This window comes from Saccharopolyspora gloriosae, assembly GCF_014203325.1.
Lineage (GTDB): Bacteria > Actinomycetota > Actinomycetes > Mycobacteriales > Pseudonocardiaceae > Saccharopolyspora_C > Saccharopolyspora_C gloriosae.
Genome location: NZ_JACHIV010000001.1, coordinates 4,415,091 through 4,433,651, shown reverse-complemented (window position 1 = coordinate 4,433,651; position 18,561 = coordinate 4,415,091). Strand labels below are relative to the sequence as shown.

The 18,561-nt window shown below is 70.8% G+C and carries 18 protein-coding genes; 6 read left to right on the top strand and 12 right to left on the bottom strand.

Annotated features, from left to right (window positions below; genetic code table 11):
• Positions 1 to 20: 20 nt before the first annotated feature.
• Positions 21 to 605 carry a DNA-binding protein gene (locus tag BJ969_RS19530; RefSeq protein WP_184480750.1) on the bottom strand — a complete coding sequence of 195 codons (585 nt, stop codon included), beginning with the start codon at positions 603 to 605 and terminating at the stop codon, positions 21 to 23.
• A 437-nt stretch (positions 606 to 1,042) separates the two neighbouring features.
• Between BJ969_RS19530 and BJ969_RS19525 the strand changes: the two genes are divergently transcribed.
• The 5 genes from BJ969_RS19525 to BJ969_RS19505 all read left to right on the top strand — a co-directional run bounded on the left by BJ969_RS19525 (position 1,043) and on the right by BJ969_RS19505 (position 6,159).
• Complete coding sequence (locus tag BJ969_RS19525) at positions 1,043 to 1,795, top strand: SDR family oxidoreductase (protein ID WP_184480748.1); 753 nt, start codon at positions 1,043 to 1,045, stop codon at positions 1,793 to 1,795.
• Positions 1,795 to 2,559: an SDR family oxidoreductase gene (locus BJ969_RS19520; RefSeq protein ID WP_184480746.1), complete on the top strand. Its 765-nt coding sequence runs from the start codon at positions 1,795 to 1,797 to the stop codon at positions 2,557 to 2,559. The genes BJ969_RS19525 and BJ969_RS19520 overlap by 1 nt, the downstream gene beginning before the upstream one ends.
• Positions 2,560 to 2,761: 202 nt before the next feature.
• A complete protein-coding gene (locus tag BJ969_RS19515) occupies positions 2,762 to 3,361 on the top strand; it encodes a TetR/AcrR family transcriptional regulator (protein ID WP_184480744.1) in 600 nt (199 codons plus the stop codon).
• 52 nt (positions 3,362 to 3,413) lie between these two features.
• Complete coding sequence (locus BJ969_RS19510; RefSeq protein WP_184480742.1) at positions 3,414 to 4,403, top strand: zinc-binding dehydrogenase; 990 nt, start codon at positions 3,414 to 3,416, stop codon at positions 4,401 to 4,403.
• Positions 4,404 to 4,575: 172 nt separating this feature from the next.
• Positions 4,576 to 6,159 (top strand): AbgT family transporter, encoded by a 1,584-nt coding sequence (locus BJ969_RS19505; protein WP_184480740.1) that lies wholly within the window; start codon positions 4,576 to 4,578, stop codon positions 6,157 to 6,159.
• Positions 6,160 to 6,268: 109 nt separating this feature from the next.
• Here the strand turns inward: BJ969_RS19505 and BJ969_RS19500 are convergent, their stop codons facing one another.
• From BJ969_RS19500 to BJ969_RS19485, 4 genes are read right to left on the bottom strand one after another with little or no spacing between them, the layout of a single operon-like run.
• A complete protein-coding gene (locus tag BJ969_RS19500; RefSeq protein WP_184480738.1) occupies positions 6,269 to 7,786 on the bottom strand; it encodes a sodium:solute symporter family protein in 1,518 nt (505 codons plus the stop codon).
• Entirely contained in the window at positions 7,783 to 8,061 is a 279-nt protein-coding gene (locus tag BJ969_RS19495) for a hypothetical protein (protein ID WP_184480736.1), read from the bottom strand. Before BJ969_RS19495 ends, BJ969_RS19500 begins: the two co-directional genes overlap by 4 nt.
• 43 nt (positions 8,062 to 8,104) lie before the next feature.
• The gene (locus BJ969_RS19490; protein ID WP_184480734.1) at positions 8,105 to 9,307 is read right to left on the bottom strand and encodes a CoA transferase; all 1,203 of its coding nucleotides are present in this window, start codon (positions 9,305 to 9,307) and stop codon (positions 8,105 to 8,107) included.
• On the bottom strand, positions 9,304 to 9,999 hold the full coding sequence (locus tag BJ969_RS19485) for an FCD domain-containing protein (protein WP_184480733.1): 696 nt from the start codon (positions 9,997 to 9,999) through the stop codon (positions 9,304 to 9,306). Before BJ969_RS19485 ends, BJ969_RS19490 begins: the two co-directional genes overlap by 4 nt.
• A gap of 303 nt (positions 10,000 to 10,302) precedes the next feature.
• On the opposite strand from BJ969_RS19485, the gene BJ969_RS19480 reads away from it, so the two are divergent.
• Positions 10,303 to 11,211: a hydroxymethylglutaryl-CoA lyase gene (locus BJ969_RS19480; RefSeq protein ID WP_184480731.1), complete on the top strand. Its 909-nt coding sequence runs from the start codon at positions 10,303 to 10,305 to the stop codon at positions 11,209 to 11,211.
• Positions 11,212 to 11,499: 288 nt separating this feature from the next.
• Here BJ969_RS19480 and BJ969_RS19475 read toward each other — a convergent pair whose 3' ends face one another.
• From BJ969_RS19475 to BJ969_RS19445, 7 genes are all read right to left on the bottom strand, one after another.
• Entirely contained in the window at positions 11,500 to 11,952 is a 453-nt protein-coding gene (locus BJ969_RS19475) for a MaoC family dehydratase (protein ID WP_184480729.1), read from the bottom strand.
• A 34-nt stretch (positions 11,953 to 11,986) separates the two neighbouring features.
• On the bottom strand, positions 11,987 to 13,084 hold the full coding sequence (locus BJ969_RS19470) for an acyl-CoA dehydrogenase family protein (RefSeq protein WP_184480727.1): 1,098 nt from the start codon (positions 13,082 to 13,084) through the stop codon (positions 11,987 to 11,989).
• Positions 13,081 to 14,259 carry an acyl-CoA dehydrogenase family protein gene (locus BJ969_RS19465; protein WP_184480725.1) on the bottom strand — a complete coding sequence of 393 codons (1,179 nt, stop codon included), beginning with the start codon at positions 14,257 to 14,259 and terminating at the stop codon, positions 13,081 to 13,083. Before BJ969_RS19465 ends, BJ969_RS19470 begins: the two co-directional genes overlap by 4 nt.
• Before the next feature lie 278 nt (positions 14,260 to 14,537).
• Positions 14,538 to 15,290, bottom strand: a complete 753-nt coding sequence (gene fabG, locus BJ969_RS19460) for a 3-oxoacyl-ACP reductase FabG (RefSeq protein WP_184480723.1) — start codon at positions 15,288 to 15,290, stop codon at positions 14,538 to 14,540.
• Between the two features lie 268 nt (positions 15,291 to 15,558).
• On the bottom strand, positions 15,559 to 16,767 hold the full coding sequence (locus BJ969_RS19455) for an acyl-CoA dehydrogenase family protein (protein WP_184480721.1): 1,209 nt from the start codon (positions 16,765 to 16,767) through the stop codon (positions 15,559 to 15,561).
• A gap of 1 nt (position 16,768) precedes the next feature.
• A complete protein-coding gene (locus BJ969_RS19450) occupies positions 16,769 to 17,797 on the bottom strand; it encodes a phosphotransferase family protein (protein WP_184480719.1) in 1,029 nt (342 codons plus the stop codon).
• Entirely contained in the window at positions 17,794 to 18,465 is a 672-nt protein-coding gene (locus tag BJ969_RS19445) for an HAD family hydrolase (protein WP_184480717.1), read from the bottom strand. Before BJ969_RS19445 ends, BJ969_RS19450 begins: the two co-directional genes overlap by 4 nt.
• Positions 18,466 to 18,561 lie beyond the last annotated feature (96 nt).

Genomic DNA, 18,561 nt, shown 5'->3' with positions numbered 1-18,561 from the left:
GGTTCGCGGTCCGGGACGGATCAGGCCGGGGTGCCGATCGCGGAGGCGAGGTCGGCGACGCGTCGCGCGCTGCCGCCCGCGAGCAGCCATTCCCGCGGGCTGACCGGCCGGTCGCCGAGTTCCAGGTCGTCCTGAGCCGTCGTCATGAACTTCGCGAGCACCAGCGCGGGCTGGTCCTGCGGCATGCCGGTGAGCACCGTTTCCAAGCCGGGCAGCACGTCGTTGTCGCTGAACTGCCAGGCGGGCAGCCGCCAGCCGCCGCGGTCCTTCCATCCGATGAGCCGCCCGTCGCCGATGCGGTGCCGGATGCGGCTGGAGTCGACGCCGATGCGTTCCGCGGCCTGGTTGACCGACAGCGCGGTGTCGCGCAGCACCGCCTGCTCGGCTACGGTCCGGGCGCGCGGATCGGTCTCGTTCGCGGCGAGCGGCGCGAGGTCCAGCCCGGCTTCGCCGAGGGCTTCGCGTTCGGAGTGGGTGAAGTGCGCTGCCGGGTCGACCTGCGGCGTGATGAGCCTCTTCGCCGCGTCCTCGACGAGCGAGAGGAATTCGTTGGCGGTGACCCGCAATCCTGCTCGGGCCAGGATGGTCTCCAGCGCGACTGTCATGTCCCCAGCGTAGCGCGTTCTGGGCCAAACGTGTGCGCGATCGTGCGCTCCGCAATGGTGAATCACTGGATGTAGCAATCGCATCGCACAGCGTGCCGCGTCCGTCCGACTGACGGAGGACCCGGCCTAATCTTTCGGGCGATGGGTCCGGTTGCGTTGAAAATCGCCTCCCAGCGGAGTAAACGATCTCCGTTTTTGCTGGCGAGCCCGTGGTGGGGCAATTTTCGGGTGTCGCGGAGCCCGGTGCCGGGACAGCTGCACGACGTGAGGTCAAGGGCCTGATGGGTGGTCCGGTGGGGTGGCTCGTCGATCGGACGGGCCGTGCCGGGTGAGCCCGTCGTGGGGCCGGCGAGGTGGTTCCGAGGCTTGACGCGACCCTGGGGCAGCCCGTTGACTGGTCCGTACCGACTGGTCGGTCTTTCGAGTGGGAGCATCGCATGAGCAAGCGTTTCGACGGCCGGGTGGCGATCGTGACCGGTGCCAGCCGCGGCATCGGCCTCGGCATCGCCGAACGGCTGGTCTCCGAGGGCGCCAAGGTGATCATCACCGCCCGCAATCCGGAACCCCTGGCGGAGGCGGTGGCGACGCTCGGCGAGGGCAACGCGCAGGGCGTCGCGGGCAAGGCCGACAACGTCGAGCACCAGGCCGAGGTCGTCGACCGCGCGCTGACCGACCACGGCCGGATCGACATCCTGGTCAACAACACCGGCATCAACCCCGCCTACGGCCCGGTCATCGACGTGGACCACGCGGTGGCGCGCAAGACCTTCGAGGTCAACGTGCTCGCCGCGCTGTCGTGGACCCAGCAGGTGTACCGGGCGTGGATGAAGGAGCACGGCGGGTCGATCCTCAACGTCTCCTCCGTGGCCGGGCAGCGGCCCTCGCCGGGCATCGGCTACTACGGCGGGACGAAGGCGATGCTGTCGCTGCTGACCCAGCAGCTCGGTGTGGAGCTGGCCCCGAACGTGCGGGTCAACGCGGTGGCGCCGGCCGTGGTGAAGACGAAGTTCGCCACCGCCCTCTACGCCGAGGACGAGGACGGCGTCTCGGCGAGCTACCCGCTCAAGCGGCTCGGCGTGCCGGACGACATCGGCGGCGCCGCGGCGTACCTGCTCTCCGACGAGGCGTCCTGGGTGACCGGGCAGATCCTCACTCTCGACGGCGGCCTGACGCTCACCGGAGGTGTGTGATGCGGCTGGCGGAGTCGGTAGTGGTGGTCACCGGCGGCGGCAACGGCATCGGCGCCGCGCTGAGCCGCCGGTTCGCCGGGCAGGGCGCGTCGGTCGTGGTCAACGACCTCGACGCAGACGCGGCGCGGGCGGTGGCCGCCGAGGTCGGCGGGCTGGCCGTGCCGGGCGACGCCGCGAGCGAGCAGGGCGTGGCCGACCTGGTCGGCGCCGCGACGGAGCGCTACGGGCGGATCGACCTGTTCTGCGCCAACGCCGGTGTCGCCGACGCCGGTGGCCCGGAAGCGGAGGAGTCCGCGTGGGCGCGGTCGCTGGAGGTCAACGTGATGGCCCACGTGCGGGCCGCACGAGCGGTGCTGCCGCAGTGGCTGGAACGCGGCGAAGGGCGGTTCCTGGCGACCGTCTCGGCCGCCGGGCTGCTCACCATGCTGGGTTCGGCGCCGTACGCGGTGAGCAAGCACGCGGCGCTGGCCTTCGCGGAGTGGATGTCGATCACCTACGCCGACCGCGGCATCACCGTGCAGGCGCTGTGCCCGCAGGGCGTGCGCACCAACCTGCTCGACGGCACCGGTGAGACGGGCAAGAAGCTTCTGGCCGACGCCGCGATCGAACCGGAGCAGGTCGCCGACGAGGTGCTGGCGGCGTTGCAGGACGACCGGTTCCTGATCCTCCCGCACCCCGAGGTGGCGCAGTACTACGCGCTGCGCGCGACGGATCCCGCCAAGTGGCACGGCGGCATGCGCAAGCTGCAACGCGGGCTGGCGTGATCGCGGTGCGCCTGCCGGACGGGGTGCCGGGTGCTGCGCCGTCCGCTGAGCGGTGACCGGCCAGAGCACGATGACCACCGGCGGGGCCTCGCGAGGACGGCGTCGTCCCCCGTGGCCGGGCCACGGGGGAAAATGATCCCGCAGCGAGGAGACCACTGAGGTTCCGATAGGTCATTGCGGAGAGCCCGAAGGGAAGGCGCACATGGCGGAGGCCCGCACGGCACCGGAGACCGCCGAAACGGTGCCGCAGCGACTGCTGGCGGCGGCGACGCGGTTGTTCGCCGAGCACGGTTTCGAGACGACCTCGGTGCAGCAGATCGTGGACGCCGCCGGGGTCACCAAGGGCGCGATGTACCACTACTTCGGCTCCAAGGACGACCTGCTCTACGAGATCTACGCGCGGCTGCTGCGCGTGCAGACGGCTCGGATGGAGCGGGACGCGGACGGCGGTGCTCCGGTCGCGGAGCGGTTGCACGCGGTCGCCTCGGACGTGGTGGCCACGACGGCGGCGAACCTGGACGACACGGTGATCTTCTTCCGGTCGATGCACTTGCTGCACCCGGACAAGCGCACCGAGGTGCGGGCGCAGCGCCGCCGCTACCACGAGCGGGTGCGGGCGCTGATCGAGGAAGGCCAGGCGGCGGGCGTGTTCCGCACCGACAAGCCGGCGGAGCTCGTCGTGGACTTCTTCTTCGGTTCGGTGCACCACCTGGGCACCTGGTTCCGGCGCGACGGCGAGCTGACCGGTGAGCAGATCGGCGAGCACTTCGCGGATCTGCTGCTGACATCCCTGCGGCCATGACCGGTCGCGGGCGGTAACGAGGAGCGGCGGAGCTCCCTTTCGGAGGTGGCGTGTGAAGGCGTGGCAGCTCAGCGAGAACGGTGAACCGCAGGACGTGCTGCGGCTCGACGAGGTGGCTGATCCGCGACCGGGCGAGGGGCAGCTGGTGGTGCGGGTGCTGGCGACCCCGGTGAACTTCCCCGACGTCCTGTTGTGCCGCGGCCAGTACCAGATCAAGCCGCCGCTGCCGTTCACGCCGGGCGTGGAGCTGTGCGGCGAGGTCGTGGAGGTCGGCGAGGGCGTGACCGGGTTCGCGCCGGGCGATCGGGTGCTCGGCTCGGCGGCGCTGCCCACCGGCGGGTTCGCGGAGCTGGCGCTGATGGACGCGCCGCGCACCTTCCCCGCACCGGAGTCGTTGTCGGACGCGGAGGCGGCTTCCCTGTTCATCGGTTACCAGACCGGCCACTTCGGACTCCACCGGCGCGCGGGCCTGCGCGAAGGCGAAACGCTGCTGGTGCACGCGGCGGCGGGCGGTGTCGGCAGCGCTGCGGTGCAGCTGGGCAAGGCGGCCGGGGCGAAGGTGATCGGCGTCGTCGGCGGGCCGAAGAAGGCCGAGGTGGCCAAGGAACTCGGCGCCGACCTGGTGGTGGACCGGCAGAGCGAGGACTTCGTGCCGATCGTCAAGGAGTTCACCGGTGGCAAGGGCGCCGACGTGGTCTACGACCCGGTGGGCGGCGACACCTACGCGCGGTCCACGAAGTGCATCGCCTTCGAGGGCCGCATCCTGATCATCGGCTTCGCGGGCGGCACGATCCCCACGCCCGGCCTGAACCACGCGCTGATCAAGAACTACTCGATCGTGGGCTTGCACTGGGGCCTGTACAACGAGCGCAACCCGCAGCTGGTGGTGGACACGCATCGGGAGCTCGCCCGGCTCGCCGACGAAGGCTTGATCCGCCCGCTGATCAGCGAGCGGCTCCCGCTGGACGCGGTCGCCGACGGCGTCCGCCGCGTCGGCGAGGGCAGCACGGTCGGGCGCGTCGTCTACGACCGCTCGGTGTGATCGGGCGCTGCTGATCGGGCGTGCGGGAGGCTTTCGCGCCGCCCGCGCGCCCGTCCCGTCCCGCGGGAAGGCGGGATCGCACCTTCACCGCCGCCGGTCGGAGGACTAGGTTCCTCCCAGCGTCCCGGCGGTGCCGGGCGCGACGACCGCCGCCCCGGCAGCAGGAGTTCGCATGGCCGACACCGCCGCACCCGCGAAGCAGAGCAGGTTGGACCGGGTGCTGAACCTGGTCGAGCGCGCGGGGAACAAGCTGCCCGATCCGTTCCTGCTGTTCGGCTCGTTGCTGCTGCTGGTCGCCGTGGTGTCCACGGTGGTCGCCGCGTTCGGGGTGTCGGTGCGGATTCCCGGCGCGGAGCAGGACACCCCGGTGCGGGCGGCGTTGTCCGGTGCGGGGCTGGAGTTCCTGTTCACCGAGATGCCCGCGAACTTCATCGGCTTCCCGCCGCTGGAGACCGTCATCACGATCATGCTCGGGGTCGGGCTGGCGGAGCGGACCGGGCTGCTCACGGCGTTGATCAGGGCTTCGTTCGGCGGTGCGCCGCGCTGGGTGCTGCCCTACGCGGTGGGGTTCGTCGGCATCTCCTCCAGCGTGATGGCCGACTCCGCGATGATCATCCTGCCGCCGTTGGCGGCGATGGTGTTCAAGGCCGCGGGCAGGCATCCGGTCGCGGGCCTGCTCGGCGGCTTCGCCGCGGCGGGCGCCGGGTATTCGACGGCGCCGGTGGTGACGAGCCTCGACGCGCTGTTCTCCGGGATCAGCAACGAGGTCGCCTCGATCCTGCCGGATCCGGGGGCGACGGTGACGCCGGTGTCGAACTACTACTTCAACGTGGTGTCCTCGGTGCTGCTGGCCCTGCTGGCGGGGTTCTTGATCGACCGGGTCATCGAGCCGCGCATGGTCCGCGGTGGTGTTCCCCGCGAGGAGGCGGCCCCCGAGTCCGATGTGGACGATCGGGAGGACGGTGCGGAGGGCGGGCGGCTCACCGTCGCCCTCAGTACCGCGGAACGGCGCGGCCTGCGGTGGGCCGGGATCGCGGCGGCCGTCCTGCTCGCGGCGGTGCTGGTCCTGGTGCTGTGGCCCGGTTCGCCATTGCGCAACGACGCCGGCGGGTTCCTGCCGGAGTCGCCGCTGCTGGACTCCGTGACGACGCTGATATTCCTGGCGTTCCTCGTGCCCGGCATCGCGTTCGGCGTGCCGGTGGGGGCGGTCGCGCGTGCGGCGGACGTGCCGAAGCTGATGGCCGGGGCGTTGCGGGACCTGACGGGATTCCTGGTGCTGGCGTTCATGCTCGGCCAGTTCATCGCGCTGTTCAACTGGACGAACCTGGGCGCGGCGCTGGCCGTGGGCGGCGCGAACCTGCTGACCGCGCTGGGGCTGGCGGGTTATCCGGCGTTCCTCGGGTTCATGGTGCTGGCCTCGGTGCTGAACATGTTCATCATCTCCGGGTCGAGCCTGTGGACGCTGATGGCCTCGGTGTTCGTGCCGATGTTCGCGCTGCTCGGCTTCGAGCCGGGTTTCGCGCAGGCTGCGTTCCGGGTGGGCGACTCGGCGACGCAGATCATGACTCCGCTGAACCCGTACATGATCATCATCTTGGGCTACCTGCGCCGCTACGAGCCGAACGCCGGGCTCGGCACGCTGGTGGCGCGGATGACGCCGTTCGTCGTGCCGTTCTGGTTGCTGTGGGCCCTGATCCTCACCGCGTTCTACTTCGCGGACTGGCCGCTCGGGCCGGGCATGGGCATCAGGCTGTGAGGGCTCTTCCAGGTCGGCGTTCGGCGGAAGCTCGCCGCCCCTGGCCCGGGGCGGCGAGTTCTGCTCGCCGTGCGCGGCGACATCGCCGTCCTCGAAAGGAGGGCGCCGGTCACTGCGCGGCGGCTCCGCCGCTGACCGGGCGCAGGTCGAGGCCGTGCCGGACGGGGTCCTCCACCGGTGCGGGCCGCAGCAGCGAACCGACGGCGCAGATCGCCACGTTGAGGCCGAGTCCGAGCAGCCCGCCGGGCACGCCGTAGAACGGCCCCAGGTCGAGCACGGTCAGCAGCCCCGCCACCGCGGAACCGGCGAGCATGCCCCAGAACGCGGGCCCCGCCGCCATCCGCCGCCAGTACAGGCCGAGGATGAACACCGGCGCGAGCTGCACGATCAGCTCGAACTTGAGCACGAAGATGTTGTACAGCGTGCTCGGCGGGTTCCAGGCCAGCGCCAGCAGCAGCGCGATGGCGACGATCCCGGCGACCTTGCCGACCAGCACCTGCTTGTACTCGGAGGCGCGCGGGTTCAGGTATCGCCCGTAGACGTCCCGCGAGATCACCGCGGAGAAGCTCAGCAGCGCCGAGTCCGCTGTGGACACGATCGCCGCGATCACGCCGCCGAACAGCAGGATCATCGTGATGTAGAAGAACAGGTTGATGCCCGCGACCTCGTTGGCGATCATGCCGACGAGCTGCTCGGAGCCCGTCTCGGACAGGCCGGGGAACAGCTGGATGCCGATGATGCCGACGAGGAACACGACTCCGGTGGTCACCAGCGGCATCCACGCCATGATCGCCAGCGAGCGCTTGAGGGTGCGTTCGGAACGCGCTGCGTAGATCCGCTGGATGGCGTGCGGGTACACCGCGGCGCCCAGTCCGATCATGACGATCATCGACAGCCAGTTCACCGAGTCCTCGCGCGCGGGCACGCCCGCCTTCTCCGGGGCGGTCTCCACCAGGTGCCGGGTGACCCCGGCGACGTCGCCGTCGACCAGGTACAGCGCGCCGCCGAGCAGCACCGCGATCCCGATCAGCAGCGCGATGCCCTGCATGACGTCGGTGAACGCCACCGCGCGCATCCCGCCGGTCCACGAGTAGATCAGCATGACGAGCACGAACACGACCACGCCGATCTGGTACGGCACCGTCTCCCCGGTGAGCCCGGCGATGCCCTGGCCCATCGCGACCAGCTGCTCCAGCAGGTAGTTCGCCAAGCCCCACAGCATCAGCAGCGCCACCAGCACCGAGAGCTTCGTCGAGCCGAAGCGGTGGCGCACCCAGTCGGTCGGCGTGACGAAGCCTTCGCGCTTGGCGATGACGTAGAGCCGGGGCGCGAACAGCAGGTACCCGGCGATGACCGCGATCATGAACGGAACCGACTGCCACCACAGGAATCCGGACCGGTAGGCCTCCGGCGCGTAGCCCACGATGGAGTTGCCGCTGTACTGCGTCGCGTACAGCGTGAAGAACAGCGCGGTGAAGCCGAGCCCGCCGCCACCGAGGTAGTAGCCGCGCACGCTCTTGCCCGCCTGCGCGTCCTTGCCCGCGAAGAAGCCGATGACCAGCATGATCACCGCGTAGGCGGTGAGCACGATGATGCCGCTGAGCCCGGCGAAGCTGAGTCCGGTCATGCCGCGCTCCGATCCTCGGCGCGGGCGGCTTCCTCCGCGGGTTCCGCGAGGTTCCACCAGCGCAGGCACATCCAGCTGGTCAGCGCGGCGAACGCCAGCGTCGCGAGCACCGAGACGGCCAGCCACGCGGGGATGCCGAACACGAGCGGCCGAACCAGGCCGGGAGCCAGGTAGAGCGGGATGCCGGCCAGCACGCTCAGGGCGAGCCCCACCCACAACCAGGGGTGGCGGATCGGTTCGCGCAGCGGACGGTCGGCGGATCGTCGTTGATCCATCGTGGTCTCTCCTGTTCGCGGAGGGGTGGTCCGGTCGGCCGGGTCAGATCACCTTCGCCTCGCGCCAGCGCGCGAGCTGCCCGGCGTCGGCGCCGAGCAGCGCGCCGTACACCTCGTCGTTGTGCTCCCCGAGTTCCGGGCCCAGGCCGCGCACCTCGCCGGGCGTGTCGGACAGCCGCGGCACCACGTTCTGCATCGGGAAGTCGCCCAGCTCCGGGTGCATCAGCCGCACGATCGCCTTGCGCGCGGCGAAGTGCGGGTCCGCGGCCATGTCGGCGGCCGTGTAGACCCGGCCCGCGGGCACACCCGCCTCGTGCAGCCGGTCCAGCAGCTCGTCCGTCGGCATCGTGCGGGTCCACGCGGAGATCAGCTCGTCGAGCTCGCGCTGCCGCTCGCCGCGCGCGGCGTGAGTGCCCAGCTCGTCCTCGGCGGCCAGCTCCGGGCGGTCCATCGCCGCGCACAGGCGGGTGAACACGGTGTCCCGGTTCGCGCCGATGATCACTTCGGCGCCGTCGGCGGTCGGGTAGGCGTTGCTGGGGGCGATGCCCGGCAGGATCGCGCCGGTGCGTTCGCGGCGGTGCCCGGCGAGCTGCCACTCCGGCAGCAGCGACTCCATGAACGCCAGCACCGCCTCGTAGATCGCGGTGTCCACGACCTGCCCGCGCCCGGTGCGCTGCCGCGCGTGCAGCGCCATCATCGCGCCCAGCGCGGAGAACGTGCCCGCCAGCGAGTCGCCGAGCGAGATCCCGGTGCGGCTCGGCGGCCGGTCCGGCTCACCGGTGACGTGGCGCAGGCCGCCCATGGCCTCGCCGATGGAGCCGAACCCGGCGCGTCCCGCGTACGGCCCGTCCTGGCCGTATCCGGTGACGCGCACCAGCACCAGTCCGGGGTTGATCTCGTGCAGCGCCTCCGGGGACAGTCCCCAGCGCTCCAGCGTGCCGGGGCGGAAGTTCTCCACCAGCACGTCGGCCTGCGCCACCAGCTCGCGCAGGATGCGCTGGCCCTCGGCGGAACGAAGATCGCAGGTCACGGACTTCTTGCCGCGCGCGATGACCGGCCACGACAGCGAGGTGCCTTCGGCGTGCACGCCCCATTCGCGCATCGGGTCGCCGCGGGCGGGGTCTTCGACCTTGATGACCTCGGCGCCGAAGTCGGCGAGCAGCTGGCCGCAGAACGGCCCGGCGATCAGCGACCCCGTCTCGACGACGCGCAGATCGGCCAACGGTCCGGGAGGAGAGGTGGTCACTGGCCCTGCCTTTCGCCGGGGGTGCGGGGTGCGGGGGAGTCCGCGTCGGAGGTGCCGGGCGGGGTGCGGCCCAGCGAGGCGCGGGCCGCGCGCAGGTGCGACTGCATCACCGCGTGCGCCCAGTCCCCGTCGCCCGCCGCGATGGCGTCGACGAGCTCGCGGTGCTGGGCGAAGCTGCGGTCCAGCTGGGCGGCCGTGTACTGGTGGAAGGTCCGGCGCACCAGCGGTACGTCGATGACTCGGGAGAGCAGGTCCGGCAGCAGGCGGCGCCCGCCCGCGCGGTGCACGGCGCGGTGGAACTCCATGTTCAGCCGGGTGATCTGCTCGTAGCCGGAGTCGTCGAGGTCGTGCAGCAGGTGCTCCATCCGCTCGCAGAGCTCGCGCAGCGCGGCGACGTCGGTGTCGCCGCGCTCGGCGGCGCGGCGGGCGGCGTGCGATTCGAGCAGGCAGCGCAGGTCGAACAGCTCGTCCACGTCCTCGTCCTCGAACCGCACCACTTCGGCGCCGCGGTGCGGGACGAGGCGCACCAGCCCGTCGGACTCCAAGCGGCGCAGCGCTTCCCGCACGGGCGTGCGGCTGAGTCCGAAGGTCTCGGCGAGCTCCTCTTCCCGCAGCCGGGTGCCCGCGGGGCGCGCACCGGTGAGGATCTCCTGGCGCAGATCCGAGTAAGCCCGCGTCGCGGCCTGTGACACCGTCCACCTCCTGGCTCGGATTGTGCACAAAGTAGCCATCGAGCCTGGGTGAATCAAGGGTCTGGACGCCTGAACGCAGGGAGGTGCACGATGCGTGCATCAGGATTGTGTACGAAAGTGCGACGACGGGCCGTCGCCACGCGCAGGCTGCGGACGAATCCGCCGGCTGTGGACAACTCGCGCGATGTCGCGAGAAATTGACCGCGCGGAACCTCGGGACCAAGGGTTTCGTGGGTTGGGGCGGTTGATTTCTCGCGAGATCGCGGGAGCGGATCGATGTCGGCGCGAAAGGGAGGCGTGGGGATGCAGGCAGGTGTTCCGGGGCGGATCGAGGTCGTCGAGGTGGGGCCGCGCGACGGGCTGCAGAACGAGGCGACGTTGCTGCCCGCCGCGACGAAGGTCGAGCTGATCGAGCGCGCCATCGCCGCCGGGGTGCGGCGCGTCGAAGCGGTGTCCTTCGCGCATCCGCGCCGGGTGCCGCAGATGGCCGACGCGGAGCAGGTCATGGCGGCCGTGCCGCGCCGCGAGGACGTGAGCTACATCGGCCTGGTGCTCAACGGCCGCGGTTTCGACCGGGCGCTGGCGGCGGGCGTGGACGAGGTGAACGTGGTCGTCGTCGCCACCGACACCTTCAGCGAGCGCAACCAGGGCATGAGCACCGAGCAGGGCCTCGCGCTGTGGTCGGAGCTCGCGGCTCGGGCGCACCGGGAGGGGGTCCGGCCGACGGTGACGATCGCGGCGTCCTTCGGCTGTCCTTTCGAGGGAACGGTGTCCGCCGCGCACGTCGCCGAGCTGGCGCGCCGCATCGCCGACGCCGGGCCCGCCGAGATCGCGCTCGCCGACACCATCGGCGCCGGAGTCCCCACCCAGGTGGTGGACCTGCTGGCGCGCACTCGCGAGGCCGCACCCGCCGTCCCGCTGCGCTGCCACTTCCACAACACCCGCAACACCGGCTACGCCAACGCCGTCGCCGCGTTCCAGGAGGGCGCCGCGACGCTGGACGCGAGCGTCGGCGGCATCGGCGGCTGCCCGTTCGCACCGAACGCCACCGGCAACATCGCGACCGAGGACCTGGAATACCTGCTCACCGGAATGGGCGTGCGCACCGGCTTGGACGGGCCCGCGTTGGCCGAGACGGGCACGTGGATCGGCGAGCAGCTGGGCAAGGAAGTGCCCGCCCTGCTCGGCAAGGCGGGCACGTTCCCCGGCTGATCACCCTGCCCCGGACCGCCGCGCGAAGCGACCGGGGTGGCTGATCAGAGCCTGTCTTCGACCTCGCCGACCCAGGTCGGCTCGTTGTCTTGTCAGCGGCGGAGCCGCTGAGCAGCGACCGGCTTGAGCAGGCCGACCACCGGCGGGTTCTCAGTGGGTTCCTCGCGAGGACGGCTTTTTTCCTCGTGGCGGAGCCACTTGGGAAAAGATCCGCAGCGAGGAAGCCACTGAGGTTCCGCCACGCGACCCGCTGCGCAAGCCGAGATCGAGGGATCAACAACGAAGTGATCAGAAGAGCACGCGGGTGAGTCCCTGGGCTACGCAGGCGGGTTTGTCGGCACCTTCGATCTCCACAGTGGACTCGACGGTGAGCTGGAGGCCGCCGTCGATCTCGGTGATCTCGGCGAGCCGCGTGTGCGAGCGGACCCGCGCCCCGACCCGCACCGGGTTCGGGAACCGCACCTTGTTCAGCCCGTAGTTGATGCCCATCTTGACGTTCTCGAACCGGTAGGTCTGCGCGTTGAGCGCCGAGAGCAGGCTCAGCGTGAGGAAGCCGTGCGCGATGGTCCCGCCGAACGGGCCCTGCGCGGCGCGTTCGGCGTCCACGTGGATCCACTGGTGGTCCAGCGTGGCGTCGGCGAACCCGTCGACCTGCTCCTGGGTGATCGTCAGCCAGTCGCTGGTCCCGAGCTCTGCTCCGAGCGCTTCCTGGACTTCGGTCGGGCTGGTGAAGACTCGCATGCGTTCTCCTGTTGCGACGAGGGGTGCGGAGCGGTCAGGCCGACGGCAGGTCGACGAGCTCGGCGATGCGGGCGCGGTGGTGTTCGGCGGTGCCGAAGGTGAGCTGGGCGCTCTTGGCCCGGCCCAGGTAGAGGTGGATGGGGTGTTCCCACGTCATGCCGATGCCGCCGTGCAGCTGGAGGGATTCCTCCACGGCCAGCACCGCCAGGTCGGAGCAGTAGGCCTGGGCGAGGGCGACGGCGAGCTCCGCCTCCGCGTCGGCGTCGCTCAGGGAGTCGGCGGCGTTGCGGGAGGTGGCTCGGGCGGTGCTCACCCCGGACCACAGGTCCGCCAGGCGGTGCTTGACCGCTTGGAACGAGCCGATCTGGCGGCCGAACTGGTAGCGGGTCCGCACGTATTCCACAGTGGAATCGAGGCTGTGCTGGGCGAGGCCGACCTGTTCGGCGGCCAGCACTCCGGCCGCGGTGAGCAACGCCCGCCGCAGCACCGGTTCCGCGTCGGCCGCGACCAGCCGGGCCTGCGCTCCGGTCAGTTCCAGCGTGCCGAACCGCCGCGTGAGGTCCAGCGGCGTCACCGGAGTCCGGGAGACCCCGGTGACGGCGGTGTCCACCAGGTACAGCCCGGTGCCGTCCGGTCCGGTCGCGGGCACCAGCACCCGGTCGGCGACCTCCAGGTCCACGACGGCGGTCGCGGTACCGGTCAGCGTCGCGCCGTCGACCCGCACGGCGGGTTCGATCCGCGCGGACGGCCGGGTGGCGAGCCCGACGGCGAGGGTCGTCACCAGCGTTCCGGCGCCGATCTCGGCGATCGGCTCGGCCGCGCCGGCCGCGGTCAGCGCGGCGGTGGCGAGCACGGTGCCGAGGAACGGGACGGGCGCCACGGACCGCCCGAGCTCTTCGGCGACCACGGCGAGTTCGCGGACTCCGGCCCCGCCGCCTCCGAGTTCTTCGGGCACCGCGAGCGCGGCCACGCCCAGTTCGCCGGCCAGCGTCCGCCACAGCGCCAGGTCGTAGGGCTCGTCGGATTCGCAGCGGGCGAGCACGGAGCTCACCTCGCAGCGGTCCCGCAGCACGCGGCGCACCGCGGCGCGCAAGTCCTCCTCGACTTCGGTGTAGAGCAGGTCGGTGCTCATCGCGGCAGCTCCTTCCACGGCACGTCCTTGTCCGTGCGGATTTCCGGCGGCAGCCCCAGCACCCGCTCGGCGATCACGTTGCGCAGCACCTCGGAGGTACCGCCCTCGATGGAGTTGCCCTTCGCCCGCAGGTAGCGGTAACCGGGGTCGCGGCCGGTGAAGTCGACGGTCTCGGGCCGGCGCTGCGTCCAGTCCCCGTAGGAGAGGCCCTGCTCGCCGAGCAGTTCCAGTTCGAAGCCGGAGATCTCCTGGTTGAGCCGGGAGAACGCCAGCTTCACCGCGGACCCTTCCGGTCCGGGGGTGCCGACGGCGAGCTGCTGGCGCAGCCGCTGGCCGGTGAGGCGGGTCGCCTCCGCCTCGACCCACAGCCGCAGCAGCCGGTCGTGCGCACCGGGGGTCCGGACCTCGGGGTCGTCGCGCCATTTCCGGGCGACCACGCCGATCATGCCGGACTCGCGCCCGGTGTTGCCGCCGCCGATGGCGACGCGCTCGTTCATCAGGGTGCCCATCGCGACCTGCCAGCCCTGGCCGATCTCGCCGAGCCGCTGGGAATCGGGGATGCGCACCCCGTTGAGGAACACCTCGTTGAACTCGGCTTCACCGGTGATCTGGCGCAGCGGGCGCACTTCCACGTTCGGATCGGTCATGTCGCACACGAAGTACGACAGGCCCTTGTGCTTCGGCGCGTCCGGGTCGCTGCGGGCCACCAGGATCGCCCACTTCGCCTTGTGCGCGAACGAGGTCCACACCTTCTGGCCTTCGACGATCCAGTCGTCGCCGTCGCGCACCGCGCGGGTCGCGAGCGCCGCCAGGTCGGAACCCGCGCCGGGTTCGCTGAACAGCTGGCACCAGATCTCCTCGCCCGTCCACAGCGGGCGTAGGTAGCGGGCGCGCTGTTCGTCGGTGCCGAAGCGCAGGATCGTCGGCGCGGCCATGCCGAGCCCGATCCCGTTGCGCGACGGGGCGTTGTCCGGTGCTCCGGCGGCGGCGAACTCCGCGTCGACGACGGTCTGCAACTCGCGCGGCGCGTCCCGGCCGCCGAGCCCGACCGGGTAGTTCACCCAGGCGAGCCCGGCGTCGAACCGGGCCCGCAGGAACTCCAGCCGGTCACCCCCGGGATCGTGCGCGGCGAGGAATTCCCGCACCGCCGAACGCAATTCGGCTGCATCGGTCATCTCAGCACTCCTTCGTGCTCAAGCCGGATTTGCTCATGCCCTGCCAGGGAAACGACTCCAAGCGTCCGCCGTTCCTGCTCCTCGTCTTGTCAGCGGCGAAGCCGCTGAGCGGCGACCACCATGCCCACCGGCACCGCCGCGGGTTCTCAGGTGTCTTCTCGCGAGGACGGCTTTTTCCCTCGTGGCGGAGCCACTCGGGAAAAAGATCCCGCAGCGAGAAGCCGACTGAGGTTCCGCCACCCGACCCCTACGCGGACCAGACCCGGCGACAGGAGCCATCAGTCCCGGGGGCCGCCTGCGACGTAGAGGACCTGGCCGGAGACGAAGCCGGAGCGCTCGTCGAGGAAGAACGAGGCGGCGTTGGCGATGTCGTCGGGTTCGCCGGCGCGGGCCACCGGGATGGTGGAGACGGCGGCCTTCGAGAAGTCCTCGAAGGAGGCGCCGACGCGCTCGGCGGTCGCCTTCGTCATGTCGGTGGCGATGAAGCCGGGCGCGATGGCGTTGGCGGTGACGCCGAACTTGCCGAGCTCGATCGCCAGCGTCTTCGTCAGGCCCTGCAGCCCGGCTTTCGCCGTGGAGTAGTTGGCCTGGCCGCGGTTGCCGAGCGCCGAGGTGCTGGAGAGGTTCACGATGCGGCCCCACTTGGCCTCGACCATGTACTTCTGGGTGGCCCGGCTCATCAGGAACGCCCCGCGCAGGTGCACCGACATCACGGTGTCCCAGTCGGAGTCGGACATCTTGAACAGCATGTTGTCCCGCAGCACGCCCGCGTTGTTCACCAGCGCCACGGGGTCGCCGAGTTCGGCGGCGACCCGCTCGACGGCGGCGGTGACCTGGTCGGAGTCGCTGACATCGGCCCCCACGGCCAGCGCCTTGCCGCCCGCGGACTCGATCGCCGACACCGTCTCGGAACAGGCCTGCTCGTCGAGGTCGATCACCGCCACGGCGAACCCGTCCTGGGCGAGCCGTTTCGCGGTGGCCGCGCCGATCCCACGGGCGGCACCGGTGACGATCGCGGTCTTCTGCGGCATGAGTCCCTCACTTCGTCGTCGAGTTTCCAGCTCTGCGGGCGCAGCCCGCAACTAACGAGTCTTGCAAAGTGCCCGTCGTCCTGTCAGCGGCGAAGCCGCTGAGCAGTGACCAGCCAGAGCAAGAAGACCACCGGCGGGTTCTCAGTCGTCTTCTCGCGAGGACGGCTTTTTCCCTCGTGGCGGAGCCACTTGGGAAAAAGATCCCGCAGCGAGAAGACGACTGAGGTTCCGCTGAACGACCCGCTACGCAGGTCACGGTGAAGATCCTTCAGCGGTACTGCTTGAGTTCGCGGCGGGCTAGTGATCTGCGGTGCACTTCGTCGGGTCCGTCCACGATGTGCAGGGTGCGGGCGTGCGCGTACAGCGAGGCCAGCGGCGTGTCCTGGCTGACGCCGGCCGCGCCGTGCGCCTGGATGGCGCGGTCCACGATGCGGGTCACCATCTCCGGCACCGACACCTTGATCGACTGGATCTCCGTGTGCGCGCCCTTGTTGCCGACGGTGTCCATCAGCCACGCCGTCTTCAACGTGAGCAGCCGGTTCGTCTCGATGCTGATGCGCGCGTCGGCGATCCATTGCTGCACCACGCCCTGGTCGGCGATGGGGCCGCCGAAGGCGGTGCGCCGCAGGGTGCGGCGGCACATGAGTTCCAAGGCGCGTTCGGCCATGCCGATGGCGCGCATGCAGTGGTGGATGCGCCCCGGGCCGAGCCGGGCCTGCGCGATGGCGAAGCCTTCGCCTTCCCCGGAGATGATGTTCTCGGCCGGGACCCGCACGTTGTCGAACACGATCTCGGCGTGCCCGCCGTGGTCGCCGTCGTGGTAGCCGAACACGTGCATGCCGCGCTTGATCCGGACACCGGGCGTGTCGACGGGAACCAGGATCTGGCTCTGCTGGCGGTGCCGCTGCGCGTCCGGGTCGGACTTGCCCATCACGATGAGGATCTTGCAGCGCGGGCTCATCGCCCCGGACGACCACCACTTGCGGCCGTTGATGACGTAGGAGTCGCCGTCGCGCTCGATGCGGGTGCCGATGTTGGTGGCGTCGGAGGACGCGACCTCGGGTTCGGTCATGCAGAACGCGGACCGGATCTCCCCGGCCAGCAGCGGATCCAGCCACTGCTCCCGCTGCTGCGCGGTGCCGAACTCGGTCAGCACCTCCATGTTGCCGGTGTCCGGCGCGGAGCAGTTGAACACCTCCGGCGCGAGGTGCGGGCTGCGTCCCATGATCTCCGCGAGCGGCGCGTACTGGAGGTTCGTCAGCCCCGCGCCGTGCTCACCGGGCAGGAACAGGTTCCACAGGCCCGCGTCCTTGGCCTTCGCCTTGAGCTCTTCGATGATCGGCGCGTGCGCCCACGGGTCCGCGGCGGCGTCGAGCTGCTCGTGCAGCACCGGTTCCGCCGGGTAGATGTGCTCGTCCATGAATTCCGCGAGCCTGCCGCGGAACTCCTCGGTGCGGGCGTCGTAGCCGAACTCCATGTCATGCCTCCTCGTCGAGTGCGGACAGGCCCTGGGAGACCAGGTGCGGGACCAGCGCCCCGATGTGCTCGAAGCCGTCGCCGACGGTCTGGCCGTGGGCGTAGCGGTAGTGGATGCCTTCGCTGATGACCGCGAGCTTGAAGAAGCCGAACGCCCGGTACCACTCCACATCGGACAGGTCGATGCCGCTGCGCTCGGCGTAGCGCTGCCACAGCTCGCGCACCGGCGGGAACTCGTACTCCGGTCCGATGCCCTTGGCGATGGGGTTGTTCTCGATGCCGTCGAGCCCTTCCCAGTACACCGCCAGCAACCCGACGTCGGTGAGCGGATCGCCGAGGGTGGCCATCTCCCAGTCCAGCACCGCGCTGATCTCCAGCGATTCGCCGACCAGCACGTTGTCCAGCCGGTAGTCGCCGTGCACGATGCCGCTGCGCCGCGTCGTCGGCACTCGGGCACCGAGCAGTTCGGCGAGCCGGTCGATGTCGGCGAGCTCGCGGCTGCGGGACGCGGCGAGCTGCTTGCTCCAGCGGCGCACCTGCCGTTCCAGGAACCCGTCCGGGCGGCCGAAGTCACCCAGCCCGACCTGCTCCGGGTCGAGCGTGTGCAGGTCGGCGAGCACGTCGATCAGCCGCAGCGACAGGTCCCGGCGCTGCTCGACGGTGAGGCTCGCGGTGAGCTCGGGGGAGCGGTACACGGTGCCCGGCACGTACTCCATCACGTAGAACGGGGCGCCCAGCACACCGTCGTCCTGGCACATCAGGTGCGTGCGCGGCACCGGCACCGAGGTGCCCGCCAGCGCCGACATCACCCGGTGCTCGCGGCCCATGTCGTGCGCGGTGGCCAGCACGTGGCCCAGCGGGGGCCGGCGCACCACCCACTGCCGCGCGCCGTCACCGACGATGTAGGTGAGGTTCGACCGCCCGCCCTGCACGAGCTGCCCCGTCAGCGGACCGGAGATGAGTCCGGGCAGTTCGGCGTCCAGGTGCTCGCGCAACCGGGTGAGGTCGAGTCCGGGCAGGTCGTCGCTCATTCGGTCTCCTCCGCGATGTCGGGTCCCAGCCGTGGCAGCAGTCCGCTGAGTTCGGCGCGGGTCTTGGCGGCGTCGGTGTGCAGCACACCGCGCAGGCCCAGCTTCTCGGCGGCCTCGATGTTCGGCGCGCCGTCGTCGACGAACACGGCCTCCTGCGGGCGCAGGCCGAGCCGGTCCAGGGTGAGCTCGTAGATCCGCGGGTCCGGTTTGCGCAAGCCCACCTCGCTGGAGATGACGGACAGCTCGAACAGCCCGTCCAAGGTCTCCCACGGGTAGTTGTTGCCCCAGCTGTTCGACAGCAGCGCCGTGCGCAGCCCCGCGTCGCGCAGGTCGGCGACCAGCCGGTGCATCGCGTCGTCCGGCCGCATGTGGGCGAACATCCGCGCCATCAGGCCGTCCGGCTCGACCGGTTCGCCGTCGACGGTGCGCAGCCGTGCCGCGAGCAGCCGGTCGAACTCGGCGCCGGAGATCTCGCCCGTCTCCAGGCGGTGGATCGGCGTGCCCGCCGGGGCCTTGCGGGACAGCCATTCCTTCAGCGCGGCGGAGAACGTCTCCGGGTCGATGCGCTCGGCGCGGGTCCACGCGTTGATCGCGACCCGGCCCTGCGTGGTGAGCACCCCGCCGTAGTCGAAGATCACCGCTTTGATCGAGGGGTCGCTGGACACCATGCATCGGACCGTACCGACTAGCCGGTATGTCACGCTAGCCCCTCTCTTGTCCGCCCGGTCGTTTTGGGCGTGGGGTCGGGTGGCGGAACCTCAGCT